We start from the raw sequence: 17,830 nt of genomic DNA on the forward strand, positions 1-17,830 counted from the left end.
GCCTGGAAAGTCAGCGGAACTCGAGCAGCGTGATGCTGGGCCGTGCCCGGCGCAGCGGCCCGACGTGGTCGAACGCGGGCCACGCCTTGAACACCCCGCGACCCGACGGGTAGGCGACGTCGCGAGCGGCTGCCACCCCGGGGATGCGGCCCGCCAACTGCAGCGCTTCGTCGGCGCTCTGGCCGAACGGCATCGGGGGTGCGACGTAGCGGTCGGAGAGCTTGAAGCCCTTGAGCGTCCGCCTACTGAACCAGCGAGGAATCGAGTCGAACATCATCTGACCGCCCGGGAACCTGGCGGCGCACGCGCGGATCAGTCCGATGGCATCGTCGGGGTCCAGGTACATCAGCAGACCCTCAGCGGTGATGAAGGCGCCGTGCGTCGAGTCGACCCGGTCCATCCACGAGGTGTCCAGCGCGGACTGTGCGAGTTCGACGATCCGGTCGTCGTGGGGGAGCAACCGACGGCGCAGGTCCATCACCGGTGGCAGATCGATGGAGTACCAGCGTGATTCACCGACGACCCCCGCCCGGTCGAGGCGCCAGAAGCTGGTCTGCAGCCCCTCGGCCAGCGCGACGACGGCCGCCTTCGGATGGGTCGCCAGGTAGTCGCGTGCCGCGGCGTCGAATGCGACCGCGCGCAGGCCGTGCGACTGGTTGGGCTTGCCGAACTTGAGGTAGTCGTAGGAGATCGCGTCGAACAGCGTCACCGCCCACGGGTCGCGGATCACGCCGTCGGACCGCTTGGCCTCGGAGGCGCGGTTGTGCAGGGTCCACAGCGTGGTCGCCGACACGCCTTCCAAGCCGTTGCCATCGATCACGCTCATGCCAGTCATCGTAGGTACCGTCGCGGAAACGAGGTCGGCTCCGTTGCATGCGGTCGTAGGCTGGCGTCATGACCCGTCACGTGATCGACGACAAGCTCCTGGCAGTGATCGCCAACAACTCGCTGGGAGTGCTCGCGACCATCAAGCGTGACGGTCGGCCCCAGTTGTCGAACGTGTCCTACCACTTCGATTCGCGCGAGGTGGCCATCAAGGTGTCGGTCACCGAACCGCGGGCCAAGACGCGCAACCTGCGGCGCGACCCGCGGGCGTCGATCCACGTGGCGTCCGACGACGGCTGGTCCTATGCGGTCGCCGAAGGCGATGCCACCCTGACGCCACCCGCTGCGGCGCCCGACGACGACACCGTCGAGGCGCTGATCGCCCTGTACCGCAACATCTCCGGCGAACACCCCGACTGGGTCGACTACCGGCGGGCCATGGTCGACGATCGGCGAGTGGTGCTCACGTTGCCGGTCGCGCACCTCTACGGGCTGCCGCCCGGGATCCGCTGACCGGCCGCACCGAAAAAGGTCGCGCCGACGCCCCGTCCGGCAGGCTACTGTTCGTCCATGGCCGAAGAACCCGAGGACGACAACAAACGCAAGTTCCGCGAGGCGCTCGAGCGCAAGAAGGCCAACTCCGGCAACGGGTCGGCGCCCGCCGCGGGCGGGAACAAGCAGCCGCGTTCGCACGGCCCCGCCGAGAGTCGACGTGAGTTCCGCCGTAAGAGCGGCTAGCGAACCGAGGCCCGCACCGACGGGGTGACCGAAGCGGCGATCCTCGCCGCCGCCAGCGCGCCGACCATCACCGAGACGCAGTACACGCCTTCGTCCTTCAGCCCCCAGCCGACGGACGCCAGCGTTGCCGCCGCGGCGATGCACAGCAGCGTGCCGACGAACGTGCTGCACGGCCCGGGCGCCGTGACGCTGCCGCCGTCCCAGAGCGGCAGCGGTTGGTTCTCCAGCGGCCGCAGCGCGACGAATGCTGCGAACACCAGCGTCGCGACCAGCGCCAACTGGATGACGCTCAAGACCACGAAGTGCGGCTCGCCTGGGAAGCGGGGCAGGCCGAGGTAGTCGAAGACCAGGTGCACGGCCAGCAGGACCGGCATGTGCCAGAGGTAGAGCGTCATCGCGCCGGTGTTGCCGATCACCGCGAGCTGCCACACCCGCGGCCGCCTCGCCCACCGGTCGATGGCGGGTGCGAGCGCGATCGCGAACGCGCACAGCATGATCGAGTGGCCTGCCATGAGCAGCGAGGGCGGCGACATGTTCTTCAGCTCTTGGGTCTCGATGCCCACCAGGCTCAGTTCCCAGGGCCCCAGCCACAGCAGACCCACGTTGACCACGAAGGCGCAGACGCCGAGGGTGAACGCCCGGTTCGTGCCGAGGAGACCGCGCCGGTAGGCGACGCCAAGCATGCCCGGGATCACCCATGCGACGAGGTTCACGTAGCCGAGCGCCACGCCGACGTGCCCGGCCACCCGCAGGAGATCGACGACCGCGACGAGGCCGTACGCCGCGGCGATCGCCACGGCCAGCCATGCCCCCGTCGTGATGCGCGTCAGCAGGGGCATCGCCGCGAGGACCAGCACGTAGGCGCCGAGGAACCACAGCAGCTGGATCGAGACGCCCGCGACCGGTTCGTACACGTGCTCGGGCAGTACGTGCCGGAGCACGACGAGCGCGACCGTCCAGAAGGCGAGGTAGTAGAAGACCGGCCGGTAGAGCCGGGTGCACCGCTTGAGCAGCCACCCGCCCCAGCAGTTGGACCCGTAGGACTCGACCGACGCCGCCACCCCCGCGAAGAAGAACAGCGGCATGATCTGGAAGATCCAGGTCAGCGCCTGGAACACGATGGACGTGGTGAGCAGGTTGTCCCAGATGAAGACGCCGTCGACGATGGCGCTGGTGGCCATCACCGTATGGCCGGCGACCACGCCGACCAGGGCAACGATGCGGATGACGTCGATCGCCCGGTCGCGATCCGGCGGGGTCCGCTGCTCGACCTCGATCGCGGTCGGAAAACCCAGTGCCATGCCTAGAAACCTAGGCGGCCGAGGCGTTCTCGGCCCTAGGTAGAACCACTCAATTCGCGGCGGGGGCCAGCTTGCCGGCCCGTTCCTGCCACAGGATCGCGGCCAGGCAGAGCGCCGAGAGCACTGCGACCGCGATCGCGAACGTAATGCCCGCGGTGCGCAACCCCCAGTGCTCGGCGGCGACGCCCGCGCCGACGACAGGCAGCGAGATCGCCACGTACGCCACCACGAAGTACGTCGAGCTGACCTCGGCGCGGCGCTCGGCAGGGGTGCCCTCAACGACGGCCGCCAGCCCGCGACTGAAGCTGATGCCCTGCCCGATGCCCGCGATCACGGCCGCCGCGATCAACGTGGGCAGCGACGAGAAGTGCAGCGCCAGAGCCAACGTCGCCATGCCGAGCACGAGGATGCCGCACCCGACGGCGACTGCGCGCTGGGCGTTGGTCCGTCGCGCGCAGATCTGGGCGATGGCCGAGGCGACGAAGATCGTGCTCGCGACCAGCCCGGCGACGGCGTGGTTGCCGATCCCGATCACGGTCGACAGGAACGACGGCGCGACGGCCATGAACAGCCCAGTCACCGTGAAACCCGCGAAGGCGGCCGTCGCGGCGGTGATGAACACCGGGCGCACCACCGGGGGAATCGACAGGCGCTGCAGGCCGATCCGGCCGGATCGGGACGCCGTCTCCGGCACCAGCAGCACCGCGACCGCCGCGACGAGCATCGCGGCGATGTGCACGACGAACGGGAGGATCAGCGGGTGCGGCGCGTACTGGACGAGCAGTCCCGCGACCACCGGACCGAGGCTCAGCCCGCCGATGTTCGCGATGGTGGCCACCACGGCCGCGAAATCGCGGCGGGACTCCGGGGCGGCTTCGACGATCGCGGCCGTCGCGGTCCCGGTGGCGATGCCCGCCGAGAACCCCGACAGCAGCCGTCCGATGAGCAGCACCGGAACGGTGTCGGCGAACAGGAACACCACCGCGCTGGCGATGGCGAAGCCGACGGCCGCCAGCAGCATCGGGCGACGGCCGATCGCGTCGGACCACCTGCCGAACACCAGCAGCGCGGTGAGCACGCCGACCGCGTAGGTCGAGAAGATCACCGTCGTGGTCAGCACGTCGAAGTGCATGCGCTCGGCGTACAGCGCATAGATGGGCGTCGGCAGCGTGGTGCCCATCATCGCGGCCGCGAACAGGTAGGCCAGCAGGGCCAGCCCGTAGCGCCGGGTAGCGGTCGGAGACGTCACACGTCGAGTGTCGAGCACGAACCCACACAACGCTGGCCGGGGGCGCGGGCTTCCCGGGCCCTTGCGGCAGTCCCCAGACGTCGAGATAGCGCTGACGGCGGTGAACTGCGAGTGGCAGTGGCCGTCAGCGCTATCTCGGTTGCGACCGCTAGTGCGAGACGGCCTTCTCCGCGCCGATGCCGGTCAGCGAGCGGACTTCCATCTCGGCCGCCACCTTGGGGTCCTCGTCGTCCGGCGACGTCAGGGTTCCGACGATGCCGAGGATGAACGCCAGCGGGATCGACACGATGCCGGGGTTGGCCAGCGGGAACCAGGCGATGTCGACGCCGGGGATCATCGCGGTCTTCGAGCCGGTCACGGCCGGGGAGAAGACGATGAGCACGATCGTCGAGATCAGGCCGCCGTACATGCTCCACAGCGCGCCACGGGTGTTGAACCGGCGCCAGTACAGCGAGTAGATGATCGTCGGCAGGTTGGCCGCCGCGGCGACGGCGAACGCCAGCGCCACCAGGAACGCGATGTTCTGGCCGTTGGCGAGGATGCCGAGGCCGATCGCCAGGATGCCGAGCACGACCGCGGTGATGCGGGAGACGCGCACCTGCTCGTCCTCGGTCACCTGGCCACGCTTGATCACGCTGGCGTACACGTCGTGGGCGAACGACGCCGACGCCGTGATGGTCAGCCCGGCCACCACCGCGAGGATGGTCGCGAACGCGACCGCGGAGATGACGCCGAGCAGGATGACCCCGCCGAGTTCGAACGCGAGCAGCGGTGCCGCGGAGTTGACCCCGCCCGGCGCGCCGAGGATGCGGTCGGGCCCGACGATCGCGGCGGCGCCGTAGCCCAGCGCGAGGGTGAACAGGTAGAACGCGCCGATCAGCGCGATCGCCCACACCACCGAGCGACGGGCTTCCTTGGCCGTCGGCACGGTGTAGAAGCGCATCAGCACGTGCGGGAGGCCCGCGGTGCCCAGCACCAGCGCGAGCGCCAGGGAGATGAAGTTGATCTGCGAGGTCAGCGACCCGCCGTACTGAGCACCCGGTGCCAGGACGTCGCGGTTGGCGACGCCTTCGGTGGTGGCGCTGGAGATCGCGGCCTGTGCGGAACCGAGGATCTCGGAGAAGTTCAGGCCGAACTTCGCCAGCACCATGATCGTCATGACCGCGGCGCCGGTGATCAGCAGGACCGCCTTGATGATCTGCACCCAGGTGGTGCCCTTCATGCCGCCGACGAGTACGTACACGATCATCAGCACGCCGACGACGGCGATCACGACTGCCTGGCCGGACTTGCTGGTGATGTCGAGCAGCAGGGCCACCAGGCCACCCGCACCGGCCATCTGGGCCAGCAGGTAGAACAGCGACACCATCAGCGTGGTGGTGGCGGCGGCCATCCGGACCGGACGCTGCCTGAGCCGGAAGCTCAGGACGTCGGCCATGGTGAACTTGCCGGTGTTGCGCAGCAATTCGGCGACCAGCAGCAGCGCGACGAGCCACGCGACGAGGAACCCGATCGAGTACAGGAAGCCGTCGTAGCCGTACACGGCAATGGCGCCCGCGATGCCGAGGAAGCTGGCGGCCGACAGGTAGTCGCCGGCGATCGCGATGCCGTTCTGCGGTCCGGAGAAGCCGCGGCCGCCGGTGAAGAACTCGTCGGCGGTGGCGTTCTTCTTACTGGCTCGGATCACCACGATCATCGTGACGACCACGAACAGCGAGAAGATGCCGATGTTGGCTACGGGGTTGCCGACGGTCTCGGCGGCGAGGTAGGTCACTTGACCCGTCCTTCCAGTTCGGCCTCGAGGTCAGCGCGGATGGCCGAGGCCCGTGGATCGAGGTTGCGGTTGGCGAAGCGGACGTAGATGCCGGTGATGATGAACGTCGTCAGGAACTGACCGAGGCCGATCAACAGTCCGACGTTGACGTTGCCGAAGACCTGGGTGGCCATGAAGTCGTGGGCGAAGGCGCCCAGTAGCACGTAGAGGCCGTACCAGATCAGGAAGAACGCGGTCATCGGGAACACGAAGCGGCGCAGCCTGCTTCGGAGTTCTTGGAATTCGGGGCTGGCTTGCACTTCCAGATACCGCTCGCCGCTGATCGCGGCCGCGGGATCGGAAGGGATGGTCTCGGGCACCGCATTACTCCTGACGACGTGTGTGATTCCGAACTGGTGTCTGAGCCTATTGAGACTCACGTCACATGTGGGGGCTTTCCCCGGGGTCGACGCCGAAACCGGGTGGACGTGCGCTGAGCGGTGCCTGCCCGGCGACGAGCGGTCAGCCGCGGGGGAGGCGCTCGACGCCCATGCCGAGGCGCTCGGGCAGATGCATCCGCGCAAAGATTTGGGCCACCTCGGCAGGGCGGGTCGACGCGGTGACCCTGCTGACCACCACCATCGTCAGGAATGCCAGTGGCACGGTGACCGCGGCCGGATAGCCGACGATCGCCGCGGGCCAGCCGCCGAGCAGGTCCTCGTCGAGACCGCCGGTGACCGCGAGCGTCGTCGCCAGGCCCGAGGCGATGCCGCCGACCACCAGGCCGACGGCTGCGCCGGCGGCGGTCAGACCCCGCCACCAGATTCCGAGCACCAGCAGCGGGCACAGAGTCGACGCGGCGACGGCGAAGGCCAGGCCGACACTGCGCGACAACTCGAGTGAAGATGCCAGCAGCGCAAGGGGAATGGGGATGACGCCGCCGACCAGGGCCGAGATGCGGAAGTCGCGGACCCGGCCCCGCAGGACGTCCGTCGACAGCGCGCCCGCGATGCTGACTAGCAGGCCCGACGACGTGGCGAGGAACGCGGCGATGGCCCCTGCCGCGACCAGCGCGGCCAGCACGGCGCCTGCCACCCCACCCACCGCGGCGCTCGGGAGCAGCAGCACCGCGGCGTCGGCCGTGCCGGTGATGAGCAGCTGCGGCACGAACTGGCGCGCGAACACCCCGAGCAGCGTGGGGAACAGATAGAACAGCGACAGCAGCGCAATGACGGCCAGCGCTGTGCGACGGGCCGCCCTGCCGTCGGGGTTCGTATAGAACCGCACCAGCACATGCGGCAGGCCCATGGTGCCCAGGAACGTCGCGACGATGATCGACAGCACCTGGTACGTCGGGTGACTGCCGCCGAGGCCGCCGCCCGAGGCCATCCAGTCGTCGCCTGCGCCAGGCGCCCCGGCGACCACCGGTGTCGCCGAGCCGGCGGCCAGCGTCAGCGTGGTGCCTGCCCGCAGCGTGTACTCGCCTGGCGCGGTGAACGGCGCGTCGGCGACCGGTGCGCCGTTCACCGTCCCGGTCACCGAGATGCCTTGCGGCGCGGCCACTTGGACCACGACGTCGGTCTCGACGGTGACGGTGGTCTGCTCGCCGATCAGCGGGGGCAGCGGCCCGCCGAGATCGGTGCCGTCCCGCATGACCAGCGTCAGCAGCGCCAGCGCGGGGACGGCGATAGCGGTCAGCTTGAGCCAGTACTGGAAGGCCTGGACGAACGTGATCGAGCGCATGCCGCCGCCGACCACGTTGACGATCACGATGGCGCCCACGGCCACCGGCCCCACCCAGACCGGCAGCCCGAGCAGGGTCTTGAGCGCCAGGCCTGCGCCCTGGTATTGGGGGACCAGGTAGAACACGCACACCACGACCACGACGAGCATCGCGACCTTGCGCAGCCGCGGCGAGCCGAGGCGGAACTCCGCGAAGTCGGGCACCGTGTACGCCCCTGAGCGCCGCAGCGGCGCGGCCACGAACAGCAGTAGGCCGAGGTATCCGGCGGTGAACCCGACCGGGTACCACAGCGCGTCGGCGCCGTACTTCGCGATCAGGCCCGCGACGCCGAGAAAGGATGCGGCGGAGAGGTACTCGCCCGACACCGCGGCTGCGTTCCACTGCGGGCCGATGCTGCGCGACGCGACGAGGAAGTCGGACGTCGTGCGGGACAGCCTGATTCCGTAGAACCCGATGACGATGGTGGCCAGCGCCGAGATCGAGAGGGCGGCGGCGGTCAGCGGTGCTCCGGTCACGGTTCGCCGTCGACGACGTGGACGAAGTCGCGCTCACCCTGCTCGGCCAGTCGCACGTACAGGCGTCCCACCCCGTAGAGGACGGGGTAGACCAGCACGGCGAGGACGAGCCAGTTGAGCCGGATACCGCCGACCCGGACCTCGGAGAGTTCGGGAAACGCCCCGACCAGTAGCGGCACGGCGGCCACCGTGAACACGACGACGGTCGCCAGGCGCAGAGCCAGGCCGAGTTGCGCTCGCACCAGCCCGCGCACCAGCGCGTCGCCGACCTGCGTCTGTTCCTGCACCTCCACGCGCGTCCTGATCACCCGCGCACCGCGCCGCTGGGACAACACGACCCGCTCGCGGTGCGGCCTCGTCACTGCTCGGCCCCCTCGCCAGGCCGCAGGTTGCGCATCGGGTCGCGAACCAGCCGGTCCCGCAGTTCCTTGGCCTGCCTGCGGCTCACGGGTAGCTCCACCGCAGGCGATGCGCCGTTGGCGCGCAACCGGACCAGCATCGAACCCTCCGTGCTGCGCAGACCGGTGACCTGCCGCAGCGCCACCAGGTACGAGCGGTGGATGCGCTGGAAACCCCGCTCACTCCAACGGGATTCGAGCGTGCTGAGCGGGATGCGGACCAGGTGCGCGCCGGATGCCGAGTGCAGTCGCGCGTAGTCGCCTTCGGCCTCCACCCAGCCGATGCTGTCCCGCGGGACGAGGTGCGTGATGCCGCCCAGTTCCGCGGGGATGACGTCGGCGTCGGCTACCGCGATGTCGGCAGACGGTTCGCCGTCGGCGGTTTCGCGCCGCGCCTCCGTCGTCGCGGCCTGCACGCGTCGCACCGCCTCGTCGAGCCGGCTCTGCCGGATCGGCTTGAGCAGGTAGTCGACCGCGCCCACGTCGAACGCCTCGACCGCCTTGTCGTCGTGGGCGGTGACGAACACGACCGCGGGCCGGTCGGAGAAGTTGGCCAGCACGCCTGCCAGTTCCAAGCCGCTGAGGCCCGGCATGTTGATGTCGAGGAACACCGCGTCGAACGGCCGGGCGTTGAGTTCGCGCAGCGCCGAGGTGGCGTCGGCCGCCGTGACGACCTCGCCGATGCACGGGTGTTCGCCGAGCAGGTAGGCCAGTTCGTCGAGGGCGGGTGCCTCGTCGTCGACGGCCAGCACGGCGAGATGGCGCTTCACGTCATGCACCTCCGCCGGCTCGCACGCCTGAACGGAACTTCGGCACCCGCATGATGACCTTCGTGCCCGCCCCCATGGCCGTCTCGACCACCAGACCGTAGTCGTTTCCGAACGCTGCGCGCAGGCGATGGTCCACATTGGTTAGCCCGACGTGTGCCGAATGCCCAGCCGAGGCGTCGGCACCGTCGGCCAGGGCGTCGGCGGGCCCGGAGCGCAGGGCTTCGGGGTCCATGCCCGAGCCGTCGTCCTCCACGGTCACGACGCAGTCGGTGCCTTCGTCGAGTGCGACGATCTCGACCGTCCCGCCGCCGCGACCGGCCAGCCCGTGGCGAACGGCGTTCTCCACCAACGGTTGCAGGGCCAGGAACGGCACGACGACGTTGAGCATCTCCGGGGCCACCTGCAGCCTGACCGTGAGCGCCTCGCCGAACCGGGCGCGTTCCAGGGTCAGATAGCGGTCGATGTTGCGCAGCTCGTCGGACAGCGTGGTGTACTGCCCGGCCGCGCGGAACGAGTACCGGGTGAAGTCGGCGAACTCGAGGATCAGCTCGCGGGCCCTAGCGGGGTCGGTGCGCACGAACGAGGCGATCGTGTTGAGCGCGTTGTAGATGAAGTGCGGGCTGATCTGGGCCCGCAACGCGAGCACCTCGGCGCGGTCGAGGCGCGCCCGCGATGCGTCGAGGTCGGCGAGTTCGAGTTGGCTGGCGGCGTAGCGGGCCACCTCGCCGATCGCGCCGAGCGTGCCGGGGCCCGGTTCCCGGGCAGTCACCACCACCAGGACGCCGAGGGTGTCGCCGCCATCGGTCACCAGCGGCTGGGCGATCATGGCGCCCGCCCGGTGCGCCGCCATGGTCCTGCGCTGCCCGGACAGCGCGCCGGCCGCGGCGGTGTCGGCCGCGGCGAGCGCGTCAGGTGGCCAGGCGTCGGTGTCCGGCGGATCGTGAGCGAGCCGTTGGCCCGCCTCGTCGGCGACGACGACGGCGTCGGCACCGGTGAGCCGCCGGAGGAAGGGCGCCGCACGCTGGGCGGAGTCGGCGTTCAGGCCGTCGCGCAGCGCGTGGGCGGCCAGGGACGCGGTGTGCAGTGCCTCGTGGGTTGCGCGCTCGGTCGGCGTGGCGACCACCCGCCGGGTCCGCACGACGACGACGGCCGCGACCACGGTGGCCAGGATCAGCGCTGCTGCGAGCGCCAACGCGATCTCGCCCGGCATGTCACCTCGCACGGTCGTGTCTGGGCTGGTCATGGTGACCGGGGCTCACCTTAGACTGGCCCGATGGCGAAATTGCAGCTCGTGCAAGATCCGGCCGCCGATGCGCTGCTGGAGTCGAACCCGTTCGCGCTGCTGGTCGGCATGCTGCTCGATCAGCAGATCCCGATGGAGGTGGCGTTCGCCGGCCCCCGCAAGATCGCCGACCGCATGGGCGACCTGGACGCCAGAGAGATCGCCGACTACGACCCGGAGAAGTTCATCGCCCTGGTCTCCGAACGACCTGCGGTGCACCGATTCCCTGGCTCGATGGGCAAGCGGGTGCAGGACCTCGCCCGGGTGATCGTCGACGACTACGACGGCAACGCCGCCGCGCTGTGGACCGTCGGCGACCCCGACGGGCCCGAGGTGCTGCGCAGGCTCAAGGCGCTGCCCGGCTTCGGCGACCAGAAGGCGCGCATCTTCCTGGCACTGCTCGGCAAGCAGTACGGCGTGACGCCAACGGGCTGGCGCGAGGCCGCGGGGGACTACGGCAAGCAGGGCACGCACATGTCGGTCGCCGACGTCGTCGACGCGGGGTCGCTGGACAAGGTGCGGGCGTTCAAGAAGGCAACCAAGGCCGCAGCGAAGGCCGCCAAGGCCTGACCCACAAGCGCCGAGCCTGCTGGGAGATCGCGTATGCAGGTGAGTTCGCGATCCGTCCGCAGTCTCGGCGGCGGTGGCGGGCCCGCTCGTGGGATCGTGAATGCATGGCGAAGACACACTTGAACTGCCCGTGCGGCGAGGCGATCACCGGCTCGGACGAGAACGATCTGGTGGAGAAGGCTCAAACGCACCTTGCAGAAGCACATCCCGGTCGCGAGTACGACCGGGAGATGATCCTGTTCATGGCGTACTGACCGCGACCTAGGACTCGAAACCGAAGCCAAGAGCCGCGAGCGTGCGCGTCCCGCCGGTGAATCAGGCCGGCGTCAGGGGTGGGCGCGCACGCTCGCGGATTGGGACGGAGGCGTTCAGGGCACCACCGTCGAGCCAATGGTCGGCATGAACTGGCACTGCTTCTCGGTCGTCGTGACCTGACCGAAGATCGTGGACATGATGCTGCCGGAGCCGGTGTTGGCGATCGCCGTCAACGTGGTGGGGCCCTCGGGGTTGATGTCGGCCTGCGGCTTGAGCGTCGCCGACCCGGACTCGCCCGTGGTGAGGTTGACCCAGGTGACGTTCAGCGGCAGCTTCTGCTCGGCCGCCGGTCCGGGTGTGCCGACCGCCGTGAAGACGTAGGCGGTCTGACCCGCGGCCGGTCCCGGGGCGGGGATCTTCGCCGGCCCCGCGACCGAGATCGCCGTCGCGAGAACGTTTCCGCCGTCCTTGGTGCACCCGTTGCTGATCGACGGGTACATGAAGTCCTGCGTGACGGGGGCGTCGGGTCCGAAGGCCGGGTTGGCTCCCGGCGCGGGCGCGGCACCGGGGGTGGCGTCCGGCGCGGGTGCGGGAGCAGCGGCCTCGGGTGCGGGCGCGGGGGCAGCGAGCGGAGCCGCCTCCGGTGCGGGCGGCGCCGGGACGGGCGGGGCGTCGGGTGCGGGAACCGGTGCGGGCGCGGCCGCAGGTGCCGCCACCGCCGCGACCTCCGGCGCAGGAGCACCCTCGGGAACCGGGATCGGCCCGACGACGTGTTCCGGGTTGACGCCTGCGGGCAGGTGCACGTCGGCACCTGGCGCCGCCTGCGCCGCCGGCGTGTGTGCCACCTGTGAAACCGCGGGATCGGCCACGAACTGGTTGACCGCCGCCGCCACGTTCTTCGAATCGGTCGGTGCCGCGGAGTTGCCCGCGAACGCCGCCGCGGCGGCCATGAGCATCGATGCGGCGTTGGTCGGGTCGGCGGCCGCCTGCTGAATGGCGGGCCCCAGACTTTCCATCGCCGGCAGGCCCGGTGCCTGCAGGCCGTTGATCGGCGCGGGCACCGGCTGCACGGGTTCGGCGTTGGCGGGCGCAGCGATGGCTTGGCCTCCCAACGTCAGTGCGGCCGACGCGCCCAGCGCGACGAACAGCGTCCTCATCGATGTCATGACTCTCCCGGGATAGATGGCGGTACGCGGCTAGTCAGCGGTCGATCAGGGCAATGCGGAAGTCGGGAAGACCAGCGGCGCAAGGCCTTCCAGGCTCTGGACCGGACCGGCGGCTGCCGGAGCACCCGCAGCCGGTGCAGCAGCCGCTGCGGGAGCGGCCGCTGCGGGCGCAGTGACGGCCGGAGGCGGCGACTTCGGCAGGAGGTTCGCCAGCGGGGTGCCCGCCGGCATCAGCGACGCCAGGTCACCGGGGAAGGCAACCTGCTGCGGCAGGGGCGTCGTACCGCCCGGCAGCTGCGGCAGGTTGACCTCGGCCGACGGCAGCAGGCCCTGTGCGGGCGCCGCAGCAGCGGTGGCGGCCGCGGGTGCTGCGGCAGCGGTGGTGGGCAGGTTCAGCGGTCCCTGACCTGCGGGCAGGCTGACCGACGCCGTCGCGGCGGCGGGTGCTGCCGGGGCAGCTGCTGCCGCTGCGGGGGCGGCTCCACCGCCGGACAGTGCCGAGGCCAGGCCCTGCAGCATCATCGGCGCGTTGGCGGGGTTGAGGAAGTTCTGGAGTCCCGGGATCGCAGGCATGGCGGGCGCGGGAGCCGGGGCGGGCGCGGGCTCGGCGGCGGCCGGCGCGCTCAACGCCAGCGCGGCACCGATCGTGCTCGCTGCAGCAATCATGCTGGTAGCGAAGAGTTTTCTGGCGAAGTGCATGAATCTTCCAATCCGTTGGCGGCAGGTCTGTCACCGAAGCTACGGAGTTACTGGAGTTACTCAAGTGACACGTGTGGCATTTATGCAACCGTTACGCATACGACGGCACATGGTGACCGATCGCTAGAGTCGTGCGGATAGACGAGCACTCCCCGGCCCCGCCGGTAGCGACGACGGCACCGGCCCGCCTGGCTCGGCTGGCGCCGTGGCTGCTCGCGCTCAGCGTGGCCGCCCGGTTCGCGTGGACGTACCTGGTGCCCAATGGCGCGAACTTCGTCGACCTGCACGTCTACGTCGGCGGCGCGGCGACCATCGGCACCGGGCGCCCGCTGTACGACTTCGTCTACGCCGACCAGACGCCGGACTTCCCGCTGCCCTTCACCTATCCGCCGTTCGCTGCCGTGGTGTTCGAACCGTTGCACCTGCTGCCGTTCGGCGTGTTGTCCTTCGCGTGGCAGGTCGGCATCATCGCCGCGCTCTACGGCGTGGTGTGGGTGGCGCTGCGACTGCTCGGCCGCGCCGAGCGCCGGCTGGCCATGCTCTGGACTGCTGTCGGCATCTGGACCGAACCGCTGCGCAGCACGTTCGACTACGGCCAGGTCAACGTCATCCTGGTGCTCGGCGTGCTCCTCGCCGTACTCAGCTCGAGGTGGTGGTTGTCTGGCCTGCTGGTCGGGCTGGCCGCCGGCATCAAGCTCACGCCTGCGGTGTCGGGGCTGTACTTCGTCGGGGTCAGGCGCTGGGGCGCCGCGCTGTTCTCGGGTGTCGTCTTCTTCGGCACCGTCGGCGTGTCGCTGCTGGTGCTCGGCGATCAGGCCCGGTTCTACTTCACCGACCTGCTCGGCGACGCCGACCGGATCGGCCCGATCGGCACGTCGTTCAACCAATCCTGGCGCGGCGGCATCTCACGCATCCTCGGCCACGACGCCGGCTACGGCCCGATCGTGGTCGCCGCACTCTTCGTCACCGCCGTGCTCGCCGTGCTGGCGTGGCGGGCCGTCGACGTCGGATCCGACCGCCTCGGTGGCATCCTCGTCGTGCAACTGTTCGGGCTGCTGCTCTCGCCCATCTCGTGGACCCACCACTGGGTGTGGCTCGTCCCGCTGATCGTGTGGCTCCTGCACGGACCGAAGCGGGAGCGGCGCGGCGCCCGGGTGCTCGGCTGGGGCTGGCTGGCCCTGATCCTGATCGGCGTGCCGTGGCTGCTGAGCTTCGCCCAGCCGACCATCTGGGAGATCGGCAGACCCTGGTACCTCGCCTGGGCCGGCCTGATCTATGTCGTCGCCACGCTGGCGACGCTCGGATGGATCGCGGCTACCGGCCGACGATCCCGTTGATGTCGCGCGCCATGTCGACGTCCTTGGGGGTGATCCCGCCCTCGGAGTGCGTGACGAGCGCGAAGGTCACTGTCCGCCAACGGATGTCGATGTCGGGATGGTGATCCTTGGCCTCCGCGTGCTCCCCGACGCGACGGACGGCGTCGATGCCGTCGAGGAAGGCGCCGAATTCGATCGAGCGGCGCAACGCCCCGTCGGTGCGTTCCCACCCGTCGAGATCGGCTAGTGCGGCATCCACCTGATCATCGGTCAGCACGGCCATGAATCGACGGTATACCGTCGGTGCGTGCCGAACCAGATCGTCGTCGCGGGGGCACTGATCGCCGGAGCGACGCTGCTGGTGGCCCAGCGCGAACGACCGGCGGAACTCGCGGGGTTGTGGGAACTGCCCGGCGGCAAGGTGGCGGCGGGGGAGAGCGACGCCGAGGCGCTCGCACGCGAACTCGACGAAGAACTCGGCGCCGTGGTGACCGTCGGCGCGCGACTGGGCGCCGACGTCGCACTGGGTGGCGGAATGACGCTGCGCGCGTACCTTGTCGAGCACGTGAGCGGCACGATCCGAGCGCGCGATCACCGCGCGTTGCGCTGGGTGACCGCAGACCAACTCGGCGATGTGGCGTGGGTGCCCGCAGACCGCAGCTGGCTGCCCGACCTCGCTGCCGCGCTCGGCGGCCGCTAGTTCAGGGCAAAGACTTTCCGCCGCAACGGCTTACGTGCCGTAGCGCTGTGGCCTCGAGTGCTCAGTACCGCAGTCGGTCGCCCACCACGCGCACCCGTGACGGGTCGCCGTGGTGGCGCGCCGCATACATCGGGTGCAGCAGCGCGGGATGGCGACAATGTGGGCAAGAGGCCGGTGCCTGGTTCGCCGACGAACTCGTCAGGTGGTGACATGCGGCACACCGCACGACGTAGAACCCGCCCATCCAATTCAGCATGCCGAGGTAGATGGCCGCGGTCGCGGCGCCAGCGAGCACGACCACCAACAGGATGGTTCCTGCTTCGAAAACCGTCATAGTCGTTACCTCCAACCGGCGACGGACACCTCCACCGTACGCCGACATAAGGCGAGGTCGTTAGGCTTTTCTCGCGCGTTTGAACACCTTCTCCAGGTCCTTGCCGCGGACGCCGGCCAACTCAGCCTTGTGCACCTTGTGCAGCACCAGCGGACACCGCTTGCAGCGGGGCTTGGAACGGCAACACTTCTTCTTGGCCTTAGCCTCGGCGAACTCCGTGCGCTTCACGTGACCTTCCGTCGATGTTCGTCGTTTTCGTGTTTGGTCCCTGCGCTGCGACAATCGGGGACGTGGATTTGCCCCAAGACTTTCGTAACGTAGCCATCGTCGCGCACGTGGATCATGGCAAGACGACCCTCGTGGACGCGATGTTGCGGCAATCCGGCGCACTCAGCCACCGCGGCGACGACGCCATCGAACGCCTGATGGACTCCGGTGACCTGGAGAAGGAAAAGGGCATCACCATCCTGGCCAAGAACACGGCCGTGCACCGTCACAACGCTGACGGCAGCATGACGGTGATCAACGTCATCGACACCCCCGGCCACGCCGACTTCGGTGGCGAGGTCGAGCGCGGTCTCTCGATGGTCGACGGTGTCCTGCTCCTGGTCGATGCGTCGGAGGGCCCCCTGCCCCAGACCCGCTTCGTGCTGCGCAAGGCGCTCACCGCGCACCTGCCGGTGATCGTGTGCGTGAACAAGACCGACCGCCCCGACGCCCGCATCGCAGAGGTGGTCTCCGAAAGCCACGACCTGCTGCTCGACGTCGCCTCCGACCTCGACGAGGAGGCGCAGAAGGCGGCGGAGTTCGCGCTCGGCCTGCCGACGCTGTACGCCTCGGGCCGCGCCGGAATCGCCAGCACGACCGAACCCGCCAACGGCGAGAACCCCGACGGCGAGAACCTCGATCCGCTGTTCGACGTCCTGATGGAGCACATCCCGCCGCCTCAGGGTGACCCCGAGGCGCCGCTGCAGGCGCTGGTCACCAACCTCGACGCGTCGGCGTTCCTCGGCAGGCTCGCGCTGGTCCGCATCTACAAGGGCAAGTTGCGCAAGGGCCAGCAGGTCGCGTGGATGCGCGAGGTCGATGGACACCCCGTCATCACGAACGCGAAGATCACCGAACTCCTCGCCACCGAGGGCGTCGAGCGGACCAGCACCGACGAGGCCGTCGCCGGTGACATCGTCGCCGTCGCGGGCATGCCGGAGATCATGATCGGCGACACCCTCGCCGACACCGAGCACGCCCATGCGCTGCCGCGCATCACCGTCGACGAGCCCGCCATCTCGGTCACCATCGGCACCAACACCTCACCGCTGGCAGGCAAGGTCTCCGGACACAAGCTGACCGCCCGCATGGTGAAGGCTCGCCTCGACAGCGAACTCGTCGGCAACGTGTCCATCAAGGTCGTCGACATCGACCGCCCGGACGCATGGGAGGTGCAGGGCCGTGGCGAGTTGGCGCTGGCCATCCTCGTCGAGCAGATGCGCCGCGAAGGCTTCGAACTCACCGTGGGCAAGCCGCAGGTGGTCACCCGGACCGTCGACGGCAAGCTGCACGAGCCCTACGAGGCGATGACCATCGACTGTCCCGAGGAGTTCGTCGGCGCGGTGACGCAGCTGATGGCCGGCCGCAAGGGCCGCATGGAGGAGATGGCCAACCACGCCGCGGGCTGGGTGCGGATGGACTTCATCGTGCCGTCGCGCGGGCTCATCGGCTTCCGCACCGACTTCCTGACCCTGACCCGTGGCACCGGCATCGCCAACGCGGTATTCGAGGGGTACCGCCCCTGGGCGGGCGAGATCCGCGCCCGCCACACCGGGTCGCTGGTCTCCGACCGCACCGGCAAGATCACGCCGTTCGCGATGACGCAGCTGTCCGACCGCGGCCAGTTCTTCGTCGAGCCGGGCGACGACACCTACGAGGGTCAGGTCGTGGGCATCAACCCGCGCGCCGAGGACCTCGACGTCAACGCCACCCGCGAGAAGAAGCTCACCAACATGCGCTCGTCGACGGCCGACGTCTTCGAGACGCTCGCGCGTCCGATGGAGCTGGGTCTGGAGCAGGCCATGGAGTTCTGCGCCGAGGACGAGTGCGTCGAGGTGACTCCCGAGGTGGTGCGCGTGCGCAAGGTGGAGCTCAACGCGTCGCTGCGTGCCCGCGCGAAGTCGCGTGCGAAGGCGCGCGGCTGAGCGCACGGGTTGCACTTCGTTAA

At 69.7% G+C, this 17,830-nt stretch carries 21 protein-coding genes; 7 read left to right on the forward strand and 14 right to left on the reverse strand.

Annotated features, from left to right (window positions below; all coding sequences use genetic code 11):
* Positions 1-10: 10 nt before the first annotated feature.
* Complete coding sequence (locus tag LOK44_RS21700; RefSeq protein ID WP_237572173.1) at positions 11-835, reverse strand: class I SAM-dependent methyltransferase; 825 nt, start codon at positions 833-835, stop codon at positions 11-13.
* 59 nt (positions 836-894) lie between these two features.
* Here LOK44_RS21700 and LOK44_RS21705 point away from each other — a divergent pair, with 59 nt between their 5' ends.
* The gene (locus LOK44_RS21705) at positions 895-1,338 is read left to right on the forward strand and encodes a PPOX class F420-dependent oxidoreductase (RefSeq protein ID WP_237572174.1); all 444 of its coding nucleotides are present in this window, start codon (positions 895-897) and stop codon (positions 1,336-1,338) included.
* A gap of 57 nt (positions 1,339-1,395) precedes the next feature.
* Positions 1,396-1,563, forward strand: coding sequence for a DUF5302 domain-containing protein (locus LOK44_RS21710; RefSeq protein ID WP_237572175.1), 168 nt, complete (start codon positions 1,396-1,398; stop codon positions 1,561-1,563).
* Here LOK44_RS21710 and LOK44_RS21715 read toward each other — a convergent pair.
* From LOK44_RS21715 to LOK44_RS21750, 8 genes are all read right to left on the reverse strand, one after another.
* On the reverse strand, positions 1,560-2,864 hold the full coding sequence (locus LOK44_RS21715; RefSeq protein WP_237572176.1) for an acyltransferase family protein: 1,305 nt from the start codon (positions 2,862-2,864) through the stop codon (positions 1,560-1,562). The two genes, LOK44_RS21710 and LOK44_RS21715, sit on opposite strands and share 4 nt — an antisense overlap.
* A gap of 49 nt (positions 2,865-2,913) precedes the next feature.
* Positions 2,914-4,113: an MFS transporter gene (locus LOK44_RS21720; RefSeq protein WP_308192777.1), complete on the reverse strand. Its 1,200-nt coding sequence runs from the start codon at positions 4,111-4,113 to the stop codon at positions 2,914-2,916.
* A 148-nt stretch (positions 4,114-4,261) separates the two neighbouring features.
* Entirely contained in the window at positions 4,262-5,887 is a 1,626-nt protein-coding gene (locus tag LOK44_RS21725) for a monocarboxylic acid transporter (protein WP_237572177.1), read from the reverse strand.
* Positions 5,884-6,246 (reverse strand): DUF485 domain-containing protein, encoded by a 363-nt coding sequence (locus tag LOK44_RS21730; protein ID WP_237572178.1) that lies wholly within the window; start codon positions 6,244-6,246, stop codon positions 5,884-5,886. The genes LOK44_RS21725 and LOK44_RS21730 overlap by 4 nt, the downstream gene beginning before the upstream one ends.
* A gap of 142 nt (positions 6,247-6,388) precedes the next feature.
* Positions 6,389-8,125 carry a sodium/solute symporter gene (locus LOK44_RS21735; RefSeq protein ID WP_237572179.1) on the reverse strand — a complete coding sequence of 579 codons (1,737 nt, stop codon included), beginning with the start codon at positions 8,123-8,125 and terminating at the stop codon, positions 6,389-6,391.
* Entirely contained in the window at positions 8,122-8,487 is a 366-nt protein-coding gene (locus LOK44_RS21740; RefSeq protein ID WP_237572180.1) for a hypothetical protein, read from the reverse strand. The genes LOK44_RS21735 and LOK44_RS21740 overlap by 4 nt, the downstream gene beginning before the upstream one ends.
* Complete coding sequence (locus tag LOK44_RS21745; RefSeq protein ID WP_237572181.1) at positions 8,484-9,293, reverse strand: LytR/AlgR family response regulator transcription factor; 810 nt, start codon at positions 9,291-9,293, stop codon at positions 8,484-8,486. Before LOK44_RS21745 ends, LOK44_RS21740 begins: the two co-directional genes overlap by 4 nt.
* 1 nt (position 9,294) lies before the next feature.
* Positions 9,295-10,503: a sensor histidine kinase gene (locus LOK44_RS21750; RefSeq protein WP_237572352.1), complete on the reverse strand. Its 1,209-nt coding sequence runs from the start codon at positions 10,501-10,503 to the stop codon at positions 9,295-9,297.
* Positions 10,504-10,566: 63 nt separating this feature from the next.
* Between LOK44_RS21750 and LOK44_RS21755 the strand changes: the two genes are divergently transcribed.
* Together LOK44_RS21755 and LOK44_RS21760 are read left to right on the forward strand one after the other, a co-directional pair.
* The gene (locus LOK44_RS21755) at positions 10,567-11,145 is read left to right on the forward strand and encodes an HhH-GPD-type base excision DNA repair protein (protein WP_237572182.1); all 579 of its coding nucleotides are present in this window, start codon (positions 10,567-10,569) and stop codon (positions 11,143-11,145) included.
* Between the two features lie 104 nt (positions 11,146-11,249).
* Entirely contained in the window at positions 11,250-11,399 is a 150-nt protein-coding gene (locus LOK44_RS21760) for a DUF1059 domain-containing protein (RefSeq protein WP_163923599.1), read from the forward strand.
* Between the two features lie 114 nt (positions 11,400-11,513).
* Here LOK44_RS21760 and LOK44_RS21765 read toward each other — a convergent pair whose 3' ends face one another.
* Both LOK44_RS21765 and LOK44_RS21770 read right to left on the reverse strand, forming a co-directional pair.
* On the reverse strand, positions 11,514-12,566 hold the full coding sequence (locus LOK44_RS21765; RefSeq protein ID WP_237572183.1) for an Rv1157c family protein: 1,053 nt from the start codon (positions 12,564-12,566) through the stop codon (positions 11,514-11,516).
* A 45-nt stretch (positions 12,567-12,611) separates the two neighbouring features.
* Positions 12,612-13,232, reverse strand: a complete 621-nt coding sequence (locus tag LOK44_RS21770; RefSeq protein WP_237572184.1) for a hypothetical protein — start codon at positions 13,230-13,232, stop codon at positions 12,612-12,614.
* Positions 13,233-13,396: 164 nt separating this feature from the next.
* On the opposite strand from LOK44_RS21770, the gene LOK44_RS21775 reads away from it, so the two are divergent.
* Positions 13,397-14,602 carry a mannosyltransferase gene (locus tag LOK44_RS21775; protein ID WP_237572185.1) on the forward strand — a complete coding sequence of 402 codons (1,206 nt, stop codon included), beginning with the start codon at positions 13,397-13,399 and terminating at the stop codon, positions 14,600-14,602.
* On the opposite strand, the gene LOK44_RS21780 is transcribed toward LOK44_RS21775, so the two are convergent.
* Positions 14,580-14,864, reverse strand: coding sequence for a 4a-hydroxytetrahydrobiopterin dehydratase (locus LOK44_RS21780; RefSeq protein WP_237572186.1), 285 nt, complete (start codon positions 14,862-14,864; stop codon positions 14,580-14,582). The genes LOK44_RS21775 and LOK44_RS21780 overlap by 23 nt on opposite strands.
* A 24-nt stretch (positions 14,865-14,888) precedes the next feature.
* Here LOK44_RS21780 and LOK44_RS21785 point away from each other — a divergent pair, with 24 nt between their 5' ends.
* Positions 14,889-15,281, forward strand: a complete 393-nt coding sequence (locus tag LOK44_RS21785; protein ID WP_237572187.1) for a (deoxy)nucleoside triphosphate pyrophosphohydrolase — start codon at positions 14,889-14,891, stop codon at positions 15,279-15,281.
* 61 nt (positions 15,282-15,342) lie between these two features.
* On the opposite strand, the gene LOK44_RS21790 is transcribed toward LOK44_RS21785, so the two are convergent.
* Together LOK44_RS21790 and LOK44_RS21795 are read right to left on the reverse strand one after the other, a co-directional pair.
* Complete coding sequence (locus tag LOK44_RS21790) at positions 15,343-15,615, reverse strand: FmdB family zinc ribbon protein (protein WP_237572188.1); 273 nt, start codon at positions 15,613-15,615, stop codon at positions 15,343-15,345.
* Positions 15,616-15,675: 60 nt separating this feature from the next.
* The gene (locus tag LOK44_RS21795; protein WP_237572189.1) at positions 15,676-15,843 is read right to left on the reverse strand and encodes a hypothetical protein; all 168 of its coding nucleotides are present in this window, start codon (positions 15,841-15,843) and stop codon (positions 15,676-15,678) included.
* A gap of 68 nt (positions 15,844-15,911) precedes the next feature.
* On the opposite strand from LOK44_RS21795, the gene typA reads away from it, so the two are divergent.
* Positions 15,912-17,807: a translational GTPase TypA gene (gene typA / locus LOK44_RS21800; RefSeq protein WP_237572353.1), complete on the forward strand. Its 1,896-nt coding sequence runs from the start codon at positions 15,912-15,914 to the stop codon at positions 17,805-17,807.
* The last annotated feature ends 23 nt before the right edge of the window (positions 17,808-17,830 follow it).

The organism is Mycolicibacterium lacusdiani, from assembly GCF_021916785.1.
Lineage (GTDB): Bacteria > Actinomycetota > Actinomycetes > Mycobacteriales > Mycobacteriaceae > Mycobacterium > Mycobacterium lacusdiani.